General features: G+C 35.0%; 15 protein-coding genes. 6 read left to right on the top strand and 9 right to left on the bottom strand.

The window, feature by feature from the left end:
• Nucleotides 1-47: 47 nt before the first annotated feature.
• On the bottom strand, nucleotides 48-2,885 hold the full coding sequence (locus LQ189_RS14010; protein WP_230157984.1) for a sialidase family protein: 2,838 nt from the start codon (nucleotides 2,883-2,885) through the stop codon (nucleotides 48-50).
• A 203-nt stretch (nucleotides 2,886-3,088) separates the two neighbouring features.
• On the opposite strand from LQ189_RS14010, the gene LQ189_RS14015 reads away from it, so the two are divergent.
• From LQ189_RS14015 to LQ189_RS14025, 3 genes are all read left to right on the top strand, one after another.
• Nucleotides 3,089-4,381 (top strand): aminopeptidase P family protein, encoded by a 1,293-nt coding sequence (locus LQ189_RS14015; RefSeq protein ID WP_230157986.1) that lies wholly within the window; start codon nucleotides 3,089-3,091, stop codon nucleotides 4,379-4,381.
• Between the two features lie 328 nt (nucleotides 4,382-4,709).
• A complete protein-coding gene (locus tag LQ189_RS14020; protein ID WP_086453288.1) occupies nucleotides 4,710-5,510 on the top strand; it encodes a TIGR00266 family protein in 801 nt (266 codons plus the stop codon).
• A 508-nt stretch (nucleotides 5,511-6,018) separates the two neighbouring features.
• Nucleotides 6,019-6,801, top strand: a complete 783-nt coding sequence (locus LQ189_RS14025) for an alpha/beta fold hydrolase (RefSeq protein WP_230157988.1) — start codon at nucleotides 6,019-6,021, stop codon at nucleotides 6,799-6,801.
• Here LQ189_RS14025 and LQ189_RS14030 read toward each other — a convergent pair.
• The 5 genes from LQ189_RS14030 to LQ189_RS14050 all read right to left on the bottom strand — a co-directional run bounded on the left by LQ189_RS14030 (nucleotide 6,798) and on the right by LQ189_RS14050 (nucleotide 16,630).
• Nucleotides 6,798-7,469 (bottom strand): ATP-binding cassette domain-containing protein, encoded by a 672-nt coding sequence (locus tag LQ189_RS14030; protein WP_230157990.1) that lies wholly within the window; start codon nucleotides 7,467-7,469, stop codon nucleotides 6,798-6,800. The genes LQ189_RS14025 and LQ189_RS14030 overlap by 4 nt on opposite strands.
• Nucleotides 7,470-7,769: 300 nt before the next feature.
• Nucleotides 7,770-10,547 (bottom strand): PD-(D/E)XK nuclease family protein, encoded by a 2,778-nt coding sequence (locus LQ189_RS14035; RefSeq protein WP_230157991.1) that lies wholly within the window; start codon nucleotides 10,545-10,547, stop codon nucleotides 7,770-7,772.
• A gap of 63 nt (nucleotides 10,548-10,610) precedes the next feature.
• A complete protein-coding gene (locus LQ189_RS14040) occupies nucleotides 10,611-12,044 on the bottom strand; it encodes an OmpA family protein (protein WP_230157992.1) in 1,434 nt (477 codons plus the stop codon).
• A gap of 110 nt (nucleotides 12,045-12,154) precedes the next feature.
• Nucleotides 12,155-13,348 (bottom strand): glycine C-acetyltransferase, encoded by a 1,194-nt coding sequence (gene kbl, locus LQ189_RS14045; RefSeq protein ID WP_230157993.1) that lies wholly within the window; start codon nucleotides 13,346-13,348, stop codon nucleotides 12,155-12,157.
• 48 nt (nucleotides 13,349-13,396) lie between these two features.
• Entirely contained in the window at nucleotides 13,397-16,630 is a 3,234-nt protein-coding gene (locus tag LQ189_RS14050) for an exodeoxyribonuclease V subunit beta (RefSeq protein WP_230158688.1), read from the bottom strand.
• A 278-nt stretch (nucleotides 16,631-16,908) separates the two neighbouring features.
• Between LQ189_RS14050 and rbfA the strand changes: the two genes are divergently transcribed.
• Nucleotides 16,909-17,301: a 30S ribosome-binding factor RbfA gene (rbfA, locus tag LQ189_RS14055; protein WP_086453295.1), complete on the top strand. Its 393-nt coding sequence runs from the start codon at nucleotides 16,909-16,911 to the stop codon at nucleotides 17,299-17,301.
• 3 nt (nucleotides 17,302-17,304) lie between these two features.
• The gene (locus tag LQ189_RS14060) at nucleotides 17,305-18,504 is read left to right on the top strand and encodes an FtsX-like permease family protein (RefSeq protein ID WP_230157995.1); all 1,200 of its coding nucleotides are present in this window, start codon (nucleotides 17,305-17,307) and stop codon (nucleotides 18,502-18,504) included.
• Between the two features lie 3 nt (nucleotides 18,505-18,507).
• Here LQ189_RS14060 and LQ189_RS14065 read toward each other — a convergent pair whose 3' ends face one another.
• The 3 genes from LQ189_RS14065 to dusB form a co-directional block, all read right to left on the bottom strand.
• Nucleotides 18,508-18,810, bottom strand: a complete 303-nt coding sequence (locus tag LQ189_RS14065; RefSeq protein ID WP_230157996.1) for a type II toxin-antitoxin system RelE/ParE family toxin — start codon at nucleotides 18,808-18,810, stop codon at nucleotides 18,508-18,510.
• The gene (locus LQ189_RS14070; protein ID WP_230157999.1) at nucleotides 18,800-19,033 is read right to left on the bottom strand and encodes a hypothetical protein; all 234 of its coding nucleotides are present in this window, start codon (nucleotides 19,031-19,033) and stop codon (nucleotides 18,800-18,802) included. Before LQ189_RS14070 ends, LQ189_RS14065 begins: the two co-directional genes overlap by 11 nt.
• A gap of 69 nt (nucleotides 19,034-19,102) precedes the next feature.
• Complete coding sequence (dusB, locus tag LQ189_RS14075) at nucleotides 19,103-20,098, bottom strand: tRNA dihydrouridine synthase DusB (RefSeq protein ID WP_144890531.1); 996 nt, start codon at nucleotides 20,096-20,098, stop codon at nucleotides 19,103-19,105.
• Between the two features lie 140 nt (nucleotides 20,099-20,238).
• Between dusB and LQ189_RS14080 the strand changes: the two genes are divergently transcribed.
• On the top strand, nucleotides 20,239-21,444 hold the full coding sequence (locus LQ189_RS14080; RefSeq protein ID WP_230158000.1) for an AraC family transcriptional regulator: 1,206 nt from the start codon (nucleotides 20,239-20,241) through the stop codon (nucleotides 21,442-21,444).
• Nucleotides 21,445-21,448 lie beyond the last annotated feature (4 nt).

Below are 21,448 nucleotides of genomic sequence, written 5' to 3' on the forward strand. Positions count from 1 at the left end.
ACACGATTTCATATGGAATCGTGTTTTTTGTTTTTTGAGAAATGATATTATTTAGATTCAAAAATTTCTAGATCAGCCACTACTTTCTCTTTGGCTTTTTGAATGCTAACTTTGTTTACAGAAACGGGTAAATAATACTTTCCGTTTTTAGCTGCTTCCCATTTCATTTTTTTGTCTTTAGCCAAAGCTTTTTCAACAATTTCCTTTGGAACGGATAAATCATAAACCTGCTTGTTTAATCCTTTTTTGGCCATTACTTTTTGAGAAAAAAGGACTTCTTTATTGCTGTTTTCAATTTGCAACACCACTTCGGCATCTTCATTAGAGTAAAACCAAATTTCAGCTTTAGGACCTGTTGGTTTAGCCCAAGCACTCCAACTATTACCCCATTCTCTTGATTTTTTTATCTTTTTCAATTCAAAAATATGAATAGTAGAAGCTAAAACTTTGTCATTTATATTTTGGACTTGATCCAAATTAACTTTGTAAATAGAGCGCCCATGAGTTCCTATTACAAGATCTTTAGCTTTCTTATGAATGACTAAATCATGTACCGCAACATTAGGCATTCCATTGGAGAAATCTTCCCAAGTCTTCCCTCTGTTTAATGAAACATATAGTCCATTATCAGTCCCTAAATACAATACATTCTCATTGTTTGGATCTTCTGCAATTACATTCACTGGACTTGCAGGAATATTACTTGCTATACTACTCCAAGTTTGTCCGTAATCATCGGATAGGTAAACATAAGTTGTAAAATCATCATTACGGTATCCATTTAAAGTAGCATAAACGCGTTCTTTTTTATGTGCTGATGCTGCCACCCTAGTTACCCATAAATTTTGAGGCAGATTTTCTGAAATTTTATTCCAGCTCACACCTCCATCTTTCGTCACCTGAATTAGTCCGTCATCACTCCCAGTGTATAACAACCCAAATTGCAAAGTACTCTCACTAATCGTGGCTAGTGTACCAAAGGCAACATTACCTTCCTTAACACCTTGGGTCAAATCTGGTGAAATTGCAGTCCAAGTTTGTCCTTGGTTCATAGATCTGTGCAAAAAGTTCGACCCCATGTACAATATATCTTGATTGTGTGAGGAAAGCAAAATAGGCGTTTGCCAATTAAAACGGAATGGTTTCTCATCCTTCTTTGGCTTTGGAGAAATGTACTCTCTTTTGTTATTGGCACGATCTATACGGTAATAATTTCCAAACTGAAAACCTGTAAAAACAATATTAGGATTGCGTTTGTCAATTTGAGTTTGCATTCCATCACCTCCCATTAAATTTTCATAAGGATATTTTCCTGTTTGTAACCACTCCGAAGAAAATTGATAATTGCTTGGTCCAACCCATACCCCATTATCCTGCATACCTCCATAAATATTGTATGGTTCTTGCTCATCAACATTTACAGCATAAAACTGACTCACACTATGCGAATTGCCTTTGAACCAGTGTGCCCCATCATCATAAGAAATGTTCAAACCACCATCATTACCATTAATTAAGTGCCCAGATTTATTAGGATTAACCCAGACAACATGATGATCAGCATGTACATTCTCTTCGCTAATGCTAGTAAACGTTTTTCCACCATCATCTGACTTAATTACCGGTACACCAGATAAGTAAATTTTATTTGCGTTACTCGGATCTACCGAAATAGCTGCAAAGTAATATCCATAAGAATAAAATAAATCGTCAATGAAGTTTTGGTGTGTTTTTGTCCAACTTGTTCCCCCATTTGTAGATTTATACACTTCGGCACCAATAACCTCGGCTTCAGCCAAACTATTAATGGATGCTAAAACTAATTTTCCGGCTTCACTTGGTTGCAAATACCCATTTTGAACCCAATGTTTGATGTTTTCAGCTCTGTATTTTTCGGTTAAACCATAGTTTTTCAGAATAGAGTTTAAGCTTTTATTGGGTAATTTAAGAAACTCATCTCCAGGAACAGAAAAGGCTGCTGGTAATGAATTGCTTTTTTTAGTGTCTAGAGGTCTTTTAAATTGGTTGTCCAGAACGGCATAAACTGTAGCATCATCATAAACTGCTAAACCAATTCTACCCACACCTTCGCCTGTAGGAAAACCACTTTCAGCTGTAGAATACAATTTCCAAGTTGCTCCAGCGTCTTCACTTTTGTAAATTCCTGATGCTGATCCACTACCTTTAAAATCCCAAGCTTTTCTGTCTTTAGTCCATGCAGCAGCATATTGTACTTTGAAATTTTTTGGCGAAACAGCCACATCAATAATTCCTGTTTCGTTGTTTACAAAAAGTGTCTTGCTCCATGTTTTTCCCCCATCTGTGGTTTTATATATTCCTCTTTCTTCATTTTTAGTATACAAATGTCCCACCGCACCTACTACAATTTCATCGGGATTTACTGGATTAATCAAAATTCTACTAATATGGTGCGTGTCATGCAAACCCATATTTTGCCAAGTCTTTCCTTTATCCGTTGATTTTAATATCCCAATTCCAGCATAGGAAGAGCGCGAAGAATTAACCTCTCCAGTTCCTACCCAAATAGTTCCGTTTTTCCAATCTATTGCAATATCGCCCACGTTTTGCGTAGGCGCACCATCCATAACCGGTACAAAACTCATTCCGTTATTATTGCTATACCACAAACCGCCTGATGCATACCCTACATAAAATTCGGTTGGATTTTCAGGATTTACATCTACATCAACTACACGTCCGCTCATAACCGTTGGACCCACATTTTGCAAACTTAGGTTTTTAAAAAGCGATTGTTCTTGCAGTTGTTTTTTGGCTACTAAACTATTTTGAACTGCCTCAGGAGAGACTTGTGCAGAGGCAACGGTTTGCGCAATAAAGGCAGCTAAGAGTATTCCTTTTTTCATAGAGTTGGATTTTGATGCCGAAATTTAAGGATAAATCAACGGACCAAAAAATTTTATACTCTAATTAACACCTGTTTCTCTCAAAGTTACTATTTTTGAATAATCAATAAAAAATCTAGAATAGCATTCAGTTGTTTTAAATTAATGAGATAAATAAGCCATTCCAATTACATTTCACACCCATAAAAAACAAAACCCAACTCATGAAATACCATCAAATTGACCGCAATTTATTTATAAAAAACAGAGCCAAATTCATGGCTCAAATGAAGCCAAAAAGTGTAGCTGTTTTTAATTCGAATGATATTTACCCTGTATCGGCTGATAGTACGTTGCCTTTTGCACAACACCGAGACATCTTTTATTTGAGTGGTGTAGACCAAGAAGAAAGTATTTTACTACTGTTCCCTGACGCACCTTATGAACACCAACGCGAGATGGTTTTCTTGAAAGAAACGAGCGAGCACATTGCCATTTGGGAAGGTGAAAAATTAACCAAAGAACGCGCTTACGAAGTAACCGGAATCAAAACCGTGTATTGGTTACAAGATTTTGAAAAAGTGTTGTTCGAAATGATGACACACGCCGAAACCATTTACATTAACACTAACGAGCATTACCGCGCTACCGTCGAGACCGAAACCCGCGAAGCACGTTTTATAAAATGGTGGAAAGAAAAATATCCTGCGCACGCCGTTGCCAAAAGCAACCCTATCCTACAACGCCTTCGTTCTGTAAAAGAAAGCGAAGAATTGGACTTGATCCAAAAAGCCTGCAACATCACCGAACTTGGTTTTAGACGATTATTACCTTTTGTAAAACCTAATGTTACTGAATACGAAATCGAAGCCGAATTGATTCACGAATTCATCCGCAACCGCTCTCGTGGTTTTGCCTACACGCCTATCATCGCATCGGGTAACAATGCCAATGTTTTGCATTATATCGAAAACAACCAACAATGCAAAGCAGGCGACTTGATTTTGCTTGATGTAGCTGCTGAATATGCTAATTATTCTAGTGACATGACGCGTACTATCCCCGTTTCTGGTCGCTATTCTACACGTCAAAAAGAAGTTTACAACGCCGTACTTCGTGTAAAAAACGAAGCTACCAAAATGTTAACCACTGGCACACTTTGGAAACAATACCACATCGAAGTCGGGAAAATAATGACCTCAGAATTACTAGGTTTAGGACTTATTGACAAAGCCGATGTGCAAAACGAAAACCCAGATTGGCCCGCTTACAAAAAATATTTCATGCACGGAACTTCACACCACATGGGACTAGACACACACGACTACGGTATTTTGACCGAACCAATGCAAGCCAATATGGTATTTACCGTAGAGCCTGGAATTTACATTCCCGCCGAAGGTTTCGGTATCCGTCTTGAGGACAACATCATCGTTCTAGAAAGCGGCGAACCTTTCAACATGATGCGCAACATTCCTATCGAAGTCGAAGAAATCGAAGACCTCATGAACGCATAACACATCTTTCTTATCCATAACAAGCAGTCTAGCGCAATCTAGGCTGCTTTTTTTTTGGGGAGCAGTATACCTAATTTTCAAAACCACTACCTGTCCTGCTGTTCGTTATATTCCCACTTAAAAAACTACGGCACAAAAGCCTTGTTTTTTATAAGCGGGAGATGCCACTGCCATCAGGGCTAAAAAGTTCGACCCGTTTTCAAAAGAGCTAAATGTTAAAACAATTCTAAAGCTGTAACGTTATAAACCAGTCAAAGACTTATTCTAAAAACTGCTATCAGCAACAATTAAAATATTAACTAGAAAAAAACTAAAAAACATAAAAATCATGCAAGCACACGAAATTGATTATCACATTTACGGCGAAGAAATGCAATACGTAGAGATCGAACTAGATCCTCAAGAAGTTGTCGTTGCCGAAGCTGGAAGTTTTATGATGATGGACAACAACATCCAAATGCAAACCATTTTCGGTGACGGATCAGGACAAGAAAACGGATTGTTCGGCAAACTTTTAAGCGCCGGAAAACGAGTACTTACTGGAGAAAGTCTTTTTATGACCGCATTCATCAACCAGAACAATACCAAAAGTAAAGTTTCATTTGCATCGCCTTATCCTGGAAAAATCATTCCAATCGATTTGATGCAATATGGCGGTAAGTTCATTTGCCAAAAAGATTCTTTCCTATGTGCAGCCAAAGGCGTATCAGTAGGAATCGAATTCTCTAAAAAATTAGGAACTGGTTTGTTTGGAGGAGAAGGTTTCATCATGCAAAAAATTGAAGGCGACGGAATGGCCTTTGTACACACCGGCGGAACATTAGCAAAAAAAGAATTAGCCGCAGGCGAGGTATTAAAAGTCGATACCGGTTGTATTGTAGGATTTACAAAAGATGTAGATTATGACATCGAGTTTGTAGGCGGAATCAAAAATTCTCTTTTTGGTGGCGAAGGTTTATTTTATGCTACACTACGTGGACCAGGAACAGTTTATATTCAGTCCTTACCTTTCAGCCGCCTTGCCGATAGAATCATTGCATCGGCACCAAGGGCAGGCGGAAGCAGCCGTGACGAAGGCAGTTTACTAGGTGGTTTAGGGCGATTAATAGACGGCGATAACAGATTTTAAAACTCAAGGCTCTCAGAAATGGGAGCTTTTTTTATAAACATATAAATCATAGGTAATGATAACAATATAACATCTTAGGATTTACCATATAAGGCATTTAAGGGCATTTAAGCTTTTGCTTATATCACCTTAAATGCCTTTCATGGTTAAAAAAAAAAAAAAACATAAATTTAAAAAAAATTAAATGGCTTTTATGTTAAAAAAAATGGCGTCAACAATCACCGCTAATATTCTATTTTACTGATTAACTTGCTTAGATTCCTCCTCCGTCGGAATGACAAACTAGCAATTGAATAGTTGGGAATGAAATAAACATTTACAATACTTTATAGCACTTTTCATAGTTACTTATATGAACTTACATGTCTTATATGGTTCAAATACATTTTAGTTAAATTGTTTTTTTATTCCGGCTATCACCAAAATTCACCCAAAAAAATCTAAAACTTAAATGGCTTATATGTTTTGAAAAAAATTAAAGCTTTAGCTTTGCACAAACATTACAAAATTGAAACAAATCCTCTTTAAAAACACCACTATTTCCTGTACTGATGAAGGAAAAGGAACAGCCATTGTTTTACTCCACGGCTTTCTGGAAAATAAAAAAATGTGGAATCATTTTATACCTGAGTTAACACAAAAAAATCGTGTTATTAGCATTGATTTATTAGGTCATGGTTCCACAGAATGTTTGGGATATGTGCACACCATGGAGGACAATGCCGATGTGGTTCATGCCGTTTTATCAGAATTGCGGATTCGTAAAGCTATTTTTGTAGGGCATTCTATGGGAGGTTACGTTGCTTTGGCTTTCGCTGAATTGTATCCCGATACTGTCAAAGGATTGGTTTTACTCAACTCAACAACAAGAGCCGACAGTGAAGAGCGCAAAAAGAATCGGGATCGTGCCATCAAAGCCGTGAAACAATCTTTTGTGAATTTCATTTCGCTTTCAATTGGTAATTTATTCAGTGAAAATAACAGAGACCGATTGGCTGCTACGATCGAAAACGTCAAAAAAGAAGCACTGCAAACGCCCTTGCAAGGAATTGTTGCCTCACTAGAGGGCATGAAAATCAGGCAAGATCGAGAAGTTTTGCTGCACCTTACGCCTTTTCCGAAACTTTTAATTTTAGGAGAAAAAGATCCTGTTTTGAATTATGACGAAACCAAAGAACAAATAGAAAACACGGCGGTTCAACTTATCACTTTTCCTGATGGACACATGAGCCACATAGAAAATCAAGACGAGTTATTAGCTGTTCTATTGTCTTTTTGTAAAAGTATTTAGAGCATACCAAATTTTAAATATCCTTTTTCGATGAGTTCGTTTTTATCTCTTAAATGATGCATTTTTCCACCTTTCATTAATGCCAGTTTGGTAGAAATTTGAATCACATTTTCATAATTATGATCGGTGATCAAAATGCCTTTTACAGCAGACATTGTTGTGATTAACGCATTTATGTTTTCAACCATAATGGGTGACAAGCCGTTGTAAGGCTCATCTAGCAGTACAAATTTTGAATCATTGTTCAAGATTAATTTAATTTCTAAATACCGCAATTCTCCACCAGATAAATGTTTGATTTTTTTACCCAACATAGACTGTATCATGGCATCTGCACAAAATTCTTTTACTTTCGCTTTGGCAATGCACAATTGAATGGTTTTATGAATGGAAAAAGAATTTGGAATAAACGAATCCTGCGGTAAATAGCTGATTTCTTTTAACAGCTCACTTGTTTTTGACAGCACTTTTCCACCAACCCGAACAAATTTAAAATCAGCTGCTTCTATTCCGAAAATAATCTTCAATAATGTAGATTTACCAGAACCATTTCGACCCAAAATCCCGAGAACAGTACCCGTTTCACATTTCAAATACACATCCGAAAGGATGATTTTTCCGTCGTATTGTTTTTGTACGCTATCTACTTCTAAAATACTTGTTGTCATAGGAAATTCGTTATAAGATTCACAACAAGAATAAAGATCATCGAAAAGAAAAAATTAATCAGAAATGAATAAACAATAACCTGAATTTTTGAAAGTCCGTTGTTGTAATAAAACAAGTATTCGTTTTTAGCATTCACCTCTTTAATCAAAAGACTAATGAAAAAACCGAAAAACAAAAGGACATATTTAAAGGTTTCAAAACCTCCAAAAACGCCTGCCAAAGCACTTATAGCAATGTTTATGGCTAAAGTACTTTTGTAAAACTCGAAACTGTTGTATAGTTTTTTGATAATCGATGAATTAAATTATTTTTTCTTTGAAAGGCGTATTCACATCCAAAATTTCACTTAATAAAAGTACCAATTGTTCCAGATAATTTCTCAAAATATCGTCGGTGATACTACTATTGATAGTTTTATCTACTTTAAAATTAAAAGGTAAAAAACCTGCTTTTAGATTTTTAAAAGAGATGATACCTGCTTCGATAGTTTTTCCTTTTGCTTCTGTTTCATACATAAAAGCGTAGGCAAGCACCTGTATAATTTTATCACTTTTAATATCTTCAATGAGTCCGTTCCAAGATTTCAAAGTCACATTAGCTTTGTCCACTTTCCCCGTTTTATAATCGATGATTCGGATGTTTCCATTGCGCTCTTCAATTCGGTCCACATTTCCTTTTATCAATACTGGAAAAGGCAAATTAGGATGATGCAAAATGCGCTCAAAAGTTTGTTCCAAAGCAATAATTTTAATGGCATCACCATTTTTGATGCTTTCTAATTCTACTTTCAAGAAATTAGAAACATTACGTTTGGCTACTTCAAAGGCTAATAAATTTCGTCCTTTTTTGATTTCGCCTTCCTTGTATACTACTTTAAATTGCTTGAGTACCTCATCATCTATTTGCTTAAAACAATTTTGAATATCAATTTCTGAAATAAATTTATTAATAAATGGTTCGTATAAAACACGCAGGGTCTCATGAATAATGGTTCCCAGCGTATTCAAAGCAATATTTTCTTCCACCTCTTCGACTTCGCTAATGCGTAAAATCTTTTGGAAATAAAACTGAATAGGATTACGGATATAACTGGTCAAAGCAGAGGGTGAAAATCCTTTTTCTGCAATTTCTTTCAATCGTAACATCACACTTTCTGATCTAGGAATTACAATAGGTTGGTACGCCGTATCGGGTAAAACTGCATTGTAAATTTCATGAGTAATCGTGTGATTGTTTAGCTTTTCTACTTCCAATTGCGTAATAAATCGACTCTTTTCACCAGCATCTAATCCCTCATTATCTGTATTATACAGCAAATAAATGGTCTTGGCACGCTGTAGCAAATGATAAAAATGATAGGTATAAATGGCGTCTTTCTCCTTGAAAGTTGGTAAACCTAACTCTCTTTTCACATCATAAGGAATAAAGGAATTCTGAGATTTGCCTGCAGGGAATTTACCTTCATTCATAGAGGTGACAATAACCGTATCAAAATCCAAAACCCTACTTTCAAGAACTCCCATAATCTGCAAACCATTTAATGGCTCTCCCTCAAAGGACACTTCGGCAAGATCAATAACCTGCTTATAAATAGAATATAGCGTTTCTATTTTATCAATATGTTCGTGTTTAGAGTAGTAGTTAATTAGTTTATTGATCACTTTAAAAATAGCAAAAACAAAGGCCTTCGTGATTTTTTCTTCCTCATTATCGTTGCTTAAATTCTCTTTAATGGTTTGCAATAATTTAGAAATTGTTTCTAAAACAGGAATCGATCCGTTTTCCCATTTTTGAAATAATAACAGAAACAATTCACTAGGCTCAACTTGCAACTCCATCAATTTATGATGCGTGATAAACGTATAATTATTTTGATTGATAATTTTTACCAGTGCATTTGTATTTGCATACGGTTCTACTAAAGGATGTGTCAAAATATCCAAAACATCTTTATAATATAAGACATAGCTTTTAGCATTTCTTGAAAGTGCATTGGTATGCATTTTAAATAATTTACTTATCAAGATTTGAGCCGGATTATTCTTGCTGGAATAACCCATTGTAATATTTAAAGCGCCAACTGTTGATGGCAACGAATATAAAAGTGGCACCAAGAGATTTTCATCTCCTAATACAACTGCAACTTTATCAAGATGATCATCAATTCCTAACGTATTAGATTCAAGGATGACATTTTCAATTATACTTCCTGCTATTTTTGCTTGACCTATTGTTTTGGGTGTGCCAATAACCTTTATGTTTTTGGTTTGCGAAAAATCATCAACTATCCATTCAAAAGGGTTTACCTTATAATGTTTCCAGTTTTCTTTAAATCTTCTCACAAAAAGTCCTGCATCATGATACGGATCGTTGAGAAAATTTTGATCTACGTCCCAAAAAATTTCACCTTGTTCACTTGCAATTAGATGTTGAATTATTTTTTCTTCGGCAGCATTTAATGCATTAAATCCCGCAAAAAGATACTTTTTATCTTGAACACTTTCTGAAAAATGAATTAAATTATGAACAGCTTCTCTATAAATTAATCCCTGATAACCAACTCCTTTTTTTAGCAAATGACTGTACAGACTTTGGTAATAAACGGGTAATAATTTCCAAAAATCAATGTACTTTTCTAATAAAGTCGTTTTATTTTCCACCTCGATTCCCCATTTTTTTATGTCTTCAATATCTTTCAAATAGGACAATACATGTGTTGGATCTAATAAATACCGATCAATTTCATTAAAATCTTGCAATAAGGTTTTGGCCCAATTGGCAAATAACTCAAAGGTTTGTTGACTTGCTGTATCAGTTATAGATAAATACACTTCATAAAATTCAAATAACAACTCAATAGGATCAATAGTACGAATACTTGCAATGTCTTGAATAAAATCCTCAATACTGATAATTTCTGGAGAAAAAACATTTGTAGTCACCTGACGTTTTAGAGCTTCAATAAGAAATATTTTAGCTCGTTTATTAGGTAACACTACAATTGTATCTGAAAAACGAGTTACATGTTTTTCAATTAAAACTGTAGCTATTTTATCTAAAAAGGTAATATTTGTCATTTTATAAAAATAAAAAAAACGCCTCGATAAATCGAGGCGTTTTCTATAAATATTTTGAGGAAATTATTCTTTAATCAAAGAAATCTCAACTCTTCTGTTTTCAGCTTTTCCTTTTGCAGTTTTGTTAGGTGCAATTGGTTTAGTTTCACCAAAACCAGTAGATCTTAATCTATCAGTAGCGATACCGTTTTCAACTAAATAGTTTTTAACTGCAGCAGCTCTGTTTTCAGATAAAGATTGGTTTAATTCATTACTTCCATCGCTATCAGTGTGACCTTCAATTTGGAATTTAGAATTTGGATACTCATTCAAGATATCTTTAATTGATGTCAATACTGCATAAGTACCTTGTTGGAAAGTAGATTTACCAGAATCAAATAAGATTACTTTACCATAGTTATTTAAAGTTTTCATCACATCGTCAGAAACTTCAGGACAACCTTGGTTAGCAACAGTTCCTTTTACAGAAGGACATTTGTCATCTTTGTCTAATACACCATCTCCGTCAGTATCTGGCCAAGGACAACCTGCGTTATCTTTAGGACCTGCTACAGTAGGACATTTGTCATTTTTATCTGCTACTCCGTCTCCGTCAGTATCAGGACATCCTTTTAATGCAACTGGACCAGCTTCATTAGGACAAGCATCATCTTTATCAGCGATTCCATCTCCATCAGCATCAGGACATCCATTTAAAGATGCTAAACCTGCAACATCTGGACAAGAGTCAGCGCTATCTTGGATTCCGTCTCCATCAGTATCAGGACATCCGTTGAATTGCTTTAAACCTGCAACATCTGGACAAGCATCATCTTTATCAAAGATTCCGTCTCCGTCAGTATCTTTACCTCCAAATTTGAAGATGATACCAGCAGAATGTTGGAAATGAGATGGAGCATCTGGCGTGCCATTAGCTTCTTGTCTATCTCCAAAAGATTTTTTGTATCTTGTTGCTAATTCAACACCTACGTTCTCAGTGAACCAGAATGTTAAACCTGCACCAGGATTTAAAGTTCCATAACTACTATCTCCTAGGAAAGTGTATCCACCACCTACAGAAAGAGAAGGATCAATAACTTTAGACTTGATCATGTTCATGAAGCTATATCTAATAGTAGCATCAATTCCATAATACATTAAATCTCCAGGATTGTTTACTACATATCCACGAGAATCTCTTCCTGGAGCAGCTGGATTAAAGTTTACGTATTTGTCAATTTTGTTTACAGATCCTGCAAGACCTACAGAGAAATTATCTCCAACATATTTCGATACACTAAGGTACGATACTGATGGTAAAATATTCCAATTGTCTTTTACAGCAAATGGTTGAGAGAAATGACGATCAGCCCATCCTTTTCCTCCTCCTGCACTAGTTTTAGTATCTATTGCATTTACTCCGAAAGATATTGCAATAGGATTGTTGCTATCTTGTGCTTGAGATGTAAATCCCACCACCATCATCGCAGCAACAAAAATTTTGTTAAGATGTTTCATACTTAAATTTTTTAATTACATTTAGTTAATTATGAACAAAAGTAGCACGTAAATTTTAAACTACAAAACGAAATGTTAAAAAAAATCGATTTACGTGCTTAATGTGGGAATTATATAATATTTAACATAGTCCCTACTTCTACAAATGCCTGAATTGCTTTATCTAAATGCGCTTGTGTATGTGCAGCAGAGAGTTGCACTCTAATTCTTGCTTTATCTTTAGGAACAACTGGAAAAAAGAAGCCTATCACATATATACCTTTCTTTAATAATTCATCAGCCATTGTTTGTGATAATTTTGCATCATAAAGCATTACTGGTACAATTGCCGAATCACCATCTATAATGTCAAAACCAGCTTTTTTCATTCCGTTTTTGAAATAATTTGTATTCCATTCCAGTTTATCACGCAAAGTGGTGTCTTTTTCTAATAGTTCAAAAACCTTTATTGAAGCACCTACAATTGATGGCGCTAGTGAATTAGAAAACAAATAAGGTCTTGAACGCTGACGTAAGATTTCTATAATTTCTTTTTTTGCTGTAGTGTATCCGCCCATAGCTCCACCCAGGGCTTTCCCTAGAGTTCCTGTAACAATATCTACTCTACCCATTACACCTTTTGCCTCGAGCGTACCTTTTCCGGTTGCCCCAATAAAACCTGCAGCATGGCACTCATCTACCATAACCATAGCATCATACTTATCCGCTAGATCACAAATTTTATCTAATGGAGCCACTAATCCGTCCATAGAGAAAACACCATCAGTTACAATTAACTTGAATCGGGTTCCTGCCTCAGTTGCTTTTATCAATTGCTGTTCTAAATCCTCCATATTTGAGTTCTCGTAACGGTAACGAGCTGCCTTACACAAACGCACACCATCTATAATAGAAGCGTGATTTAAACTATCCGAAATTATGGCATCATGCTCACCTAATAATGGCTCAAAAACACCACCATTCGCATCAAATGCGGCTGCATATAAGATTGTGTCCTCTAAACCGTAAAATTCAGATATTTTTTTCTCTAATGTTTTATGTATGTCTTGTGTACCACAAATAAAACGAACAGATGACATCCCAAAACCATGTGTATCAAGTGCATCTTTTGCAGCCTGAACTACTTCTGGATGAGATGATAATCCTAGATAATTGTTTGCACAAAAATTAAGTACTGTTTCTCCAGTTGCTATTGTAATTTCGGCACCTTGTGGTGAGGTAATTATTCTTTCTTTCTTAAAAATTCCGTTATCTTCTATGGTTTGCAATTCTGCTTGAAGATGTTCTTTTATTTTTCCGTACATAAACTAATTATTAAAAGTTCTATTTTTTGCGAATTATTCATTTTTGAGTTACAAATTTACTACTTCGATTTCTTTTCCGATATAAATAAGTGCTTTTTTTGTCACTTTATAACCCATCAACTCTATTGCCGATTGATAATCTTCTAATTGTTGTTGATACTTTATATTAGGAGTACCTGTTTTATAGTCTAACAATTGCACTTCTTTATTTGGAGTGATCACCATACGGTCTGGTTTTATAGATTTTCCTTGTTTTTGAATGATGGTTTGCTCATTTAAAACCTCATTCCCCTCTGAAAAACAAACTTCTAATTCCGGATGGTTCACAATTTCTTGAATGGTAGCCAAAACCGTTTCTTGTTGTAAAAATGTTATTAAACCATTTTCTAATGCTTTTGTAATGGCTATATCAACATCTTTTTTTGTTTTTACAAAGGATAAAATTTCATGAATCAAATTACCATATTCAATGGCTTCTTGCTGCTGGGTTCCCCACATTATAGATTCGCGTTGTGCAATTTTAATGTTCTTTGGATTCAAAATTTCTGAAACAACAGGAATAATTTTTGAAGTATCAACATGTTGCTTTATCGAGGACAACTTTACTGGTTCACCCAATTCATATTCTAATTTTTGCTCATCAAAACCAATTTTATGATCTAAATAATTAATGAAAAAGCTACACATATTATTCTTAGGAATTTCGCCTTTACTAGATAGATTCATATTTGAAATCACATACAGCTGTTCCTCTGCACGAGTTAAAGCCACATACAAAACATTAATATTATCTAGCAATTCTTCCTGTTTCTTTTGATGGTATACTGCCGCCGCTGCTTCTCCAAATCCCTCCACTGCACTACTATTGTCAATTAAAACTTTTGGCAAACCAAAATCCTCCTCCTCAGCATTCAACCAAAGTTTGTCCTTTGGTTTTCTATTGTAATCTTCCTCGGCAAAAGGAAAAATAACAACTGGAAACTCCAAACCTTTTGATTTATGAATGGTCATTATTCGAACGGCATTCGTTCCCTCTGGTGAAGGAATACTGAATTTCTCTGCATTTTTATCCCAAAAATTCAAGAAATCTGAAATTCCTGCTTGATTGCGAATATCACGTTCCAGAACAATGTCTAAGAAATACTGAACATAGGCATTCCCCTCCCTTCCCGAAGCTTCGGGACTCCCCGAATGGGAGAGAGATGGCTGGAGAAACTTTGAAATTATAGTTTCTACCGCTTCATACAATGATTTTTTTCGAATGTTTTGAAACGAAAGTGAAACATCAAAATCGAGTAACCAATTTTCAAAATCAATTTCTTTATGCAAAGCCATTCCTTGCGCAATAAAATCATGAACAGGATACTTATCTTGACTGTTTTGCGCTATGTATTGAAGGAAATTTGCCTTAGACTCTAAATCGGAACTGTTTTTTAAATATTTTAATAAATGAATAATCAATCGTACTTCGGTGGCATTTTGAATCATCAAAGTCTCTGAAGACAAAAGTGGAACTCCTTGCTCTGTTAAATAATTTGCAATGGCAATTCCTTGACTTCTTTTTCTGGTGAGTACCACAATATCTTTGTATTGAAAACCTTGTTGAAGCGTTTTTTGAATGGTACTCAAAGTGGCTTCAACGTATAAATCTATTTTGCTCTTGCTTTCCTCATCTAGATTTGTATCATATTCCTCTTCTCCTTTTTCTGGTTTTGGGATAAATGAAATGTTTACATAGCCTCCTTTTTTATCATTCGTTTTTTGATAGCTGTGGTTTTCATACAAATCTTTATAATCTGGGTGCTCAAATTCATTTGAAATTAACTTAAAAAAATCATTGTTAAACTCAATTATCTGGGAATAGGAACGATAATTTTTGTCTAAATGTTCCAGTCTTTTATCCGGATTGCTAAACGGGTTTTGATCCTTACTTAGCTCAATAAACTGTTCTGCTTTTCCGCCTCGCCAGCGGTAGATAGATTGCTTGGGATCTCCTACTATCATCAAAGTCCCTTTTACACCGTAATCGTCCTGACCTGAAAGTGCATTGTCAATTAACGGAATCAGATTTTGCCATTGCATTTCGGACGTATCTTGAAATTCATCTATGAAAAAATGTCGGTAGCGCTCTCCTAATCTCTCGTATATAAAAGGCGCTGGCTGATTTTGAATTTCTCTGTGAATGATGGCATTAAACTCAGCAATTGAAAGGACATTTTGCTCCTGTTGTATTTTGGCCAATTCATTACTTACTGTATTCAATAATGATAAAGGTGTAATGTTTTTTAAGAATGCTTTGTAAAAATTTATTTTATCATGCAGTTTATAAATACTGTCTAAAAGCTGAAGTAAATTAGGAATGATACTTTCTATTACAGCTCTGTCTTGTGCTGTTTTATTAATTTTTATATCATCAAATTCATGATAGGTTTTATTTTTAGGATTGTATTTTCCGTCTTTAATGGCCACTAAATGATTGGGGAAATGTCCTGCCGAAAAGGATTTAAGATTAATTCCGTTTTTATCAATTATTGCCAACGCTTCTTCAGCTAAAACGATGCTCTCTTTTTGAAGAATTTTACAGGTTTCGGCTAATTTTTTTTTGATTTCGACAAATTCAGTGATGGATTTATCTTGAAAATGGGTGATTTCATTTCGGTTGTTTTCATTCAAGACCAGTTTCCCAGTTTGAAGAATTTCCCGAGATATATCCCATGACTTATCATCATCTGTTTTTTCCATTGTGAAATCAATTAACAATTTTGTTAATGTTTCATCTTCTCCGGCTTGAGCAATAATGGCATCAACAGCTTCTGTTAATAAATTTTCGGTATCCAAAGTGACTTCAAAAGTCATGGGCAGATTCAGGTCATGAGCAAAAGCCCGAATCACTTTGTGGGTAAATTTATCAATGGTAGAAATATCAAAGGCAGCATAATTGTGAATAATGTGCTTAATGATTTGCTGTGATTTGGTTTTGATTTGGATAATAGACAGTTTGGTATCTGAAGCTAAATCCTGCATCAAGTCTACCGCCTTTTGGTTGGGTTCTTCCTTTGCAAACTCAGATAAACTGCCTACGATTCGGGATTTCATTTCGTGTACCGCTTTATTGGTAAACGTAATGGCCAGAATGTTGCGATAGGCATCGTTTTTTGTTGCAACAAGAATAATCTTAAGGTATTCTTTGACTAACGCGTAGGTTTTTCCAGAACCTGCAGAAGCATCATATATAGAGAAAGAAGGTTTCCCCTCCCCTACCGAAGCGTCGGGACTTCCCAAAGGTGAGGGAGCCGAAACTGGATTTATTTTAGGTTCCAAATTGATATTTTTAAATATTGAATTTTACTTATCATTTTATAGAAATAGCGCATTACTGCACGGGATCTCCTAGCCCTGATGGAAACGGCATCCTTTTTATGAGGTGATTTTTCATCACCTTATAAAAAGATATAGTGAACAGCAGGAAATAGCTCCTAAAAATACGTGTATTAATAGGTTACTTTTTAAAATTTGCGCCGAAACTTCGGGATAAAACTTAAAAGTAGTATTTTTGCAGCATGGAAACAAATAGACAGAAAAAAATAGGTGGGGTGATCCAAAAAGATTTGGTTGACATTCTACAAGGTGAAGTGAGAAAAAACGGATTGGCAAACTTAGTCATTTCGGTATCCAAGGTTACGGTGACTACAGATTTATCAGTAGCTACGGTGCATTTAAGTGTATTTCCTCAAGAAAAAGCAAATGAAATTCTGGAGGCTGTAAAATCAAATTCTAAGAATATTAAGCATGACTTGTCTCAACGTGTACGATTACAATTGAGAAAAGTTCCAAATTTGGTTTTCTTTATTGATGACTCTTTAGATTATATTGAAAAAATAGACAATGCTCTTGCTAACCGAGACAATCCTATTGAAAACAGAGATTTATTAGACAAACGTAGATTTCAATAACCATTGAATTTTCCGCTTTATATAGCCAAACGTTACCTCAAAAGTAATAGCAAAAACAACGCTATTAACATCATCAATCGGATTGCCAGTTTGGGAATTATTGTTGGTGCCATGGCTTTGTTTGTGGTTTTATCAGTGTTTAGCGGACTTAAAGTATTTAGTCTTTCGTTTGCAAATGATATAGATCCTGATTTAAAAATAGGCAGCACTCTGGGTAAATCTTTCTTTGTTTTACCAAGTCAGGAAAAGCAGATTAAAAAAATTGACGGCATCGTTTCCTATTCTAAAATTATTGAAGAGCGGGTTTTGTTTACTTTTGATGGCAAACAAGAGGTTGCTACTCTTAAAGGAGTGGACCACAATTTTAATAAAGTAAATGCCCTTGATAAAAAACTTTTTAACGGGCAATGGCTTAGCCCAGATACGTACCAAGTAGTTGTAGGCTACGGAATTGCTCAAAAATTCTCCATGGGATTGTTGGATTTTAATAATCAACTGGAAGTTTTAGTTCCAAAACCAGGAAAAGGCGCCATTGAAAATCCTGAACAAGCCTTTAATAAAACCGATGTAATACCAGTAGGCATCTACAATATAAACGATGACTTAGACTCAAAGTATGTTTTTGCTGACTTGGGTTTAGCCCAAGAATTACTGGAATACAAACCCAATCAAGTTTCGGGAATAGAATTTAAAGTATCTAAAACAGCCGATGAAAAGGCAATTACATCCCAATTAAACTCCATTTTTAGCCATAAAATCACGGTAAAAAACCGAGCCCAACTCAACGAGGCTCTCTATAAAATGCTAAACACTGAGAATATTGCTGTGTATTTAATTTTTACATTAGTGATTGTGGTGGCACTTTTTAACTTAATTGGCGCTTTGATAATGATGATTTTGGACAAAAAAGGAAATTTAAAAACACTTTATAACCTGGGTACTGAAATAAAAGACTTACGCAAAATATTCTTACTTCAAGGTACTTTATTGAGTGTTTTTGGTGGAATTACAGGATTAACTATTGGGATTATTATTGTTTTATTGCAAGAATACTTCCAGTTGATTATGATTACTCCTACACTAGCCTACCCCGTTGTTTTCTCTCTTGAAAATGTTCTTATTGTGATGGGAACCATTGTATCGCTGGGTTTTATTGCGTCACTGATAGCGAGTAGTAGGGTTAGTAAAAGGTTATTAGAATAAGACCTATATTATTTTTGACAATTTACTAGAAATATCTTCTTTGGTATGCCAAAAAGCCAAAATATTTATGTGGCCATTATCACAAATATAGTAAAGTCCGAATGGGAATTTTTTCAACCAAAATATTCTGATTTCAAAATATCTACACTGAAAACTTTCTGGATTTGCAACAATAGCTTTGAATCCAGAACGGATTTCTTTTTCAAGTCTTATAGCTAAAGTTTTGTTTACTATTGCATAATGTGCGATAGCATTTTCAATCTCAACAGAAGCTTTAGCGCTTAAAACAAGATTTTTATAACTCATATTTAGATTTGATAGAATCTAAAAAATCCATTGCATTTACTCCAGATGCTGGGTTTTCTTGTCGTTCTAAAATCCTTATATCTAATTCTTTCTTTTGGTTTTCTGTCAAAATATTTGGTTCTATTTCGTGCAAAACAAAATTCTTTACTTTCTGAATTATAGAAGCATCATTAATATTTTGAAGTAAATCAATTAAAAAAGATTTTTCAGTTTGAACACTCATAATCAATATTTTATATCAAATATACTAAAAATTGGCATAAAAAAATGCCATTAACTTTTGAATAGAATTTTAAACTACCTCATAACCGGCATAAGCATCCTGAATTTCATCTAAAGCGGCAAATAACTCTTCCGGACGATCTAGAGTAACTAATTTTTGTTTGTGGGTTTTAAAAGAATGGATTCCTTTGAAATAATTCGTGTAATGCGGACGCGTTTCAACAATTCCTAATCGTTCGCCTTTCCAGTCCATGGCCCAAGTAAGGTGATTGCGCACAGCTTCTACACGATCAATAACGGTAGGTTTTGCTAAATGTTCTCCTGTTTTGAAGTAATGTTTGATTTCATCAAATATCCAAGGATAACCAATAGCGGCGCGACCAATCATGATTCCGTCAATGCCGTATTCATTTTTATACTGTAATGCTTTCTCTGGAGAATCAATATCGCCATTACCGAAAATAGGCATCGTAATTCTTGGATTGTTTTTCACACGGGCAATGTGTGACCAATCTGAGTGGCCCTTGTACATTTGGGCACGCGTTCTAGCGTGAATGCTCAATGCAGCAACGCCAATGTCTTGCAAACGTTCTGCAACCTCATCAATATTGATAGAATTATCATCCCAACCCAAACGCGTTTTCACCGTTACTGGCAAATGAGTACTATCAATAACGGCTTTGGTTAACCGAATCATTAAGTCAACATCTTTTAAAACACCAGCACCGGCACCTTTGCAGACTACTTTTTTGACAGGGCAGCCAAAATTGATGTCAATGAGATCTGGATTTACAGTAGAAACTATTTTTGACGAAAGTGCCATTGCCTCTTCATCGCCACCAAAAATCTGGATCCCCACAGGTCGCTCGTAATCAAAAATATCCAATTTCATTCGGCTTTTGATGGCGTCACGAATCAAACCTTCTGATGAGATAAATTCAGAGTACATCATATCAGCACCATGCATTTTGCACAATCTACGAAACGGCGGATCGCTCACATCTTCCATTGGAGCAAGAAGTAAGGGAAAATCCGGTAAAACAATATGGTCGCCTATTTTAATCAAGGTGTTTTAATTTTTTTGCAAAGATAAAAAAATTAGACCGATAATTTTGGAACTATCAAGAGATTAAGACACCAGAAGTCATACTTGCAAAATTTTGACATTGGTTTACAAAAAATAATTATTTTTACGAAAACTACAAGATGCTTTTTCAATTTGGCTTTTACAGTTCCGTTTTACTTATTTCGTTTACACAAGGAATTGTATACAGCGTTTTGTTACTAGCAAAAGCTATTAAAACCGACAATAAATCGAATTATTGGCTGAGTTTTTTCATTTTTCTTTGTAGCCTCTATATTGCACCTTGGATGCTTGGTTTTGCGGGCTGGTATGACAATCAACCCTATCGGGATATTTTATTTTACACTCCTTTTCAACACCTTTTATGGATAGGTCCAATCATCTTTTTTTACACACAAAGCTTACTGAATCCCTCATTTAAATTTTCGAAAAAAGAGGCAATACATATTCTGCCAGGATTGCTGTATCTTATTTACATTATTGCTATTTGGATTTACGACAAATTCATTTTTGGCGACTATTATTTTTACGAAAATGGAATGGACAAAGACTTCGAGGAATGGTATCAAAAATTAGGTTTACTCTCGATGATTGTATACTTTATTTTGAGCATTCGATATTACAATGTTTACAAAAGACTGATATTTCAAGTAGTAAGTTATGCCGATTCGGTTTTGTTTAAATGGATTCAAACGTATTTGATTGCTTTTTTAGTGATGTTGCTTTTACCACTCGTTTTTGATGGTGTTGAATACTTTTTACCAGAAATGAAATCGTATCAAGGCAGTTGGTGGTTTTATCTTTCTTTCTCGATTGTGATGTACTACATTGCCATTACGGGATATTCTAATCCTACAAATGCTACGATACCCTTTAAAATGTCTTTTTTTGACAAAAGTCCCATTCTTTTATTGGACAACAGCAGTGCCGGTAATTTGGAAACGAGCATTGACATTCAGTATGAGTCGGTAGAAGAGACTGTTTCGCCCGAAACGGAACATTGGAAATCTAAAATAGAAACCTTAATTCAGGCTGAAAAACTCTATCAAAATCCCGAATTAACACTTACTGATTTGGCAAAAAAATTAGAAACCAACGCCTCTGTTATTTCCAAAACGATCAATCAAGGTTTTCAAATGAACTTTAATGATTACATCAATAATTTCAGAATTGAAGCGGTTAAAATGAGTTTGTCAAATGGCGAACACAAGAAATCTACCTTGCTAGGAATTGCTTTTGATTGCGGTTTTAATTCGAAAGCTACTTTTAATAGAGCTTTCAAGAAAAATACCTCCAAAACACCAAAAGAATATACAGAAAACCTGTAACCTC

The sequence above is a fragment of the Flavobacterium sp. CECT 9288 genome (assembly GCF_918731615.1).
Lineage (GTDB): Bacteria > Bacteroidota > Bacteroidia > Flavobacteriales > Flavobacteriaceae > Flavobacterium.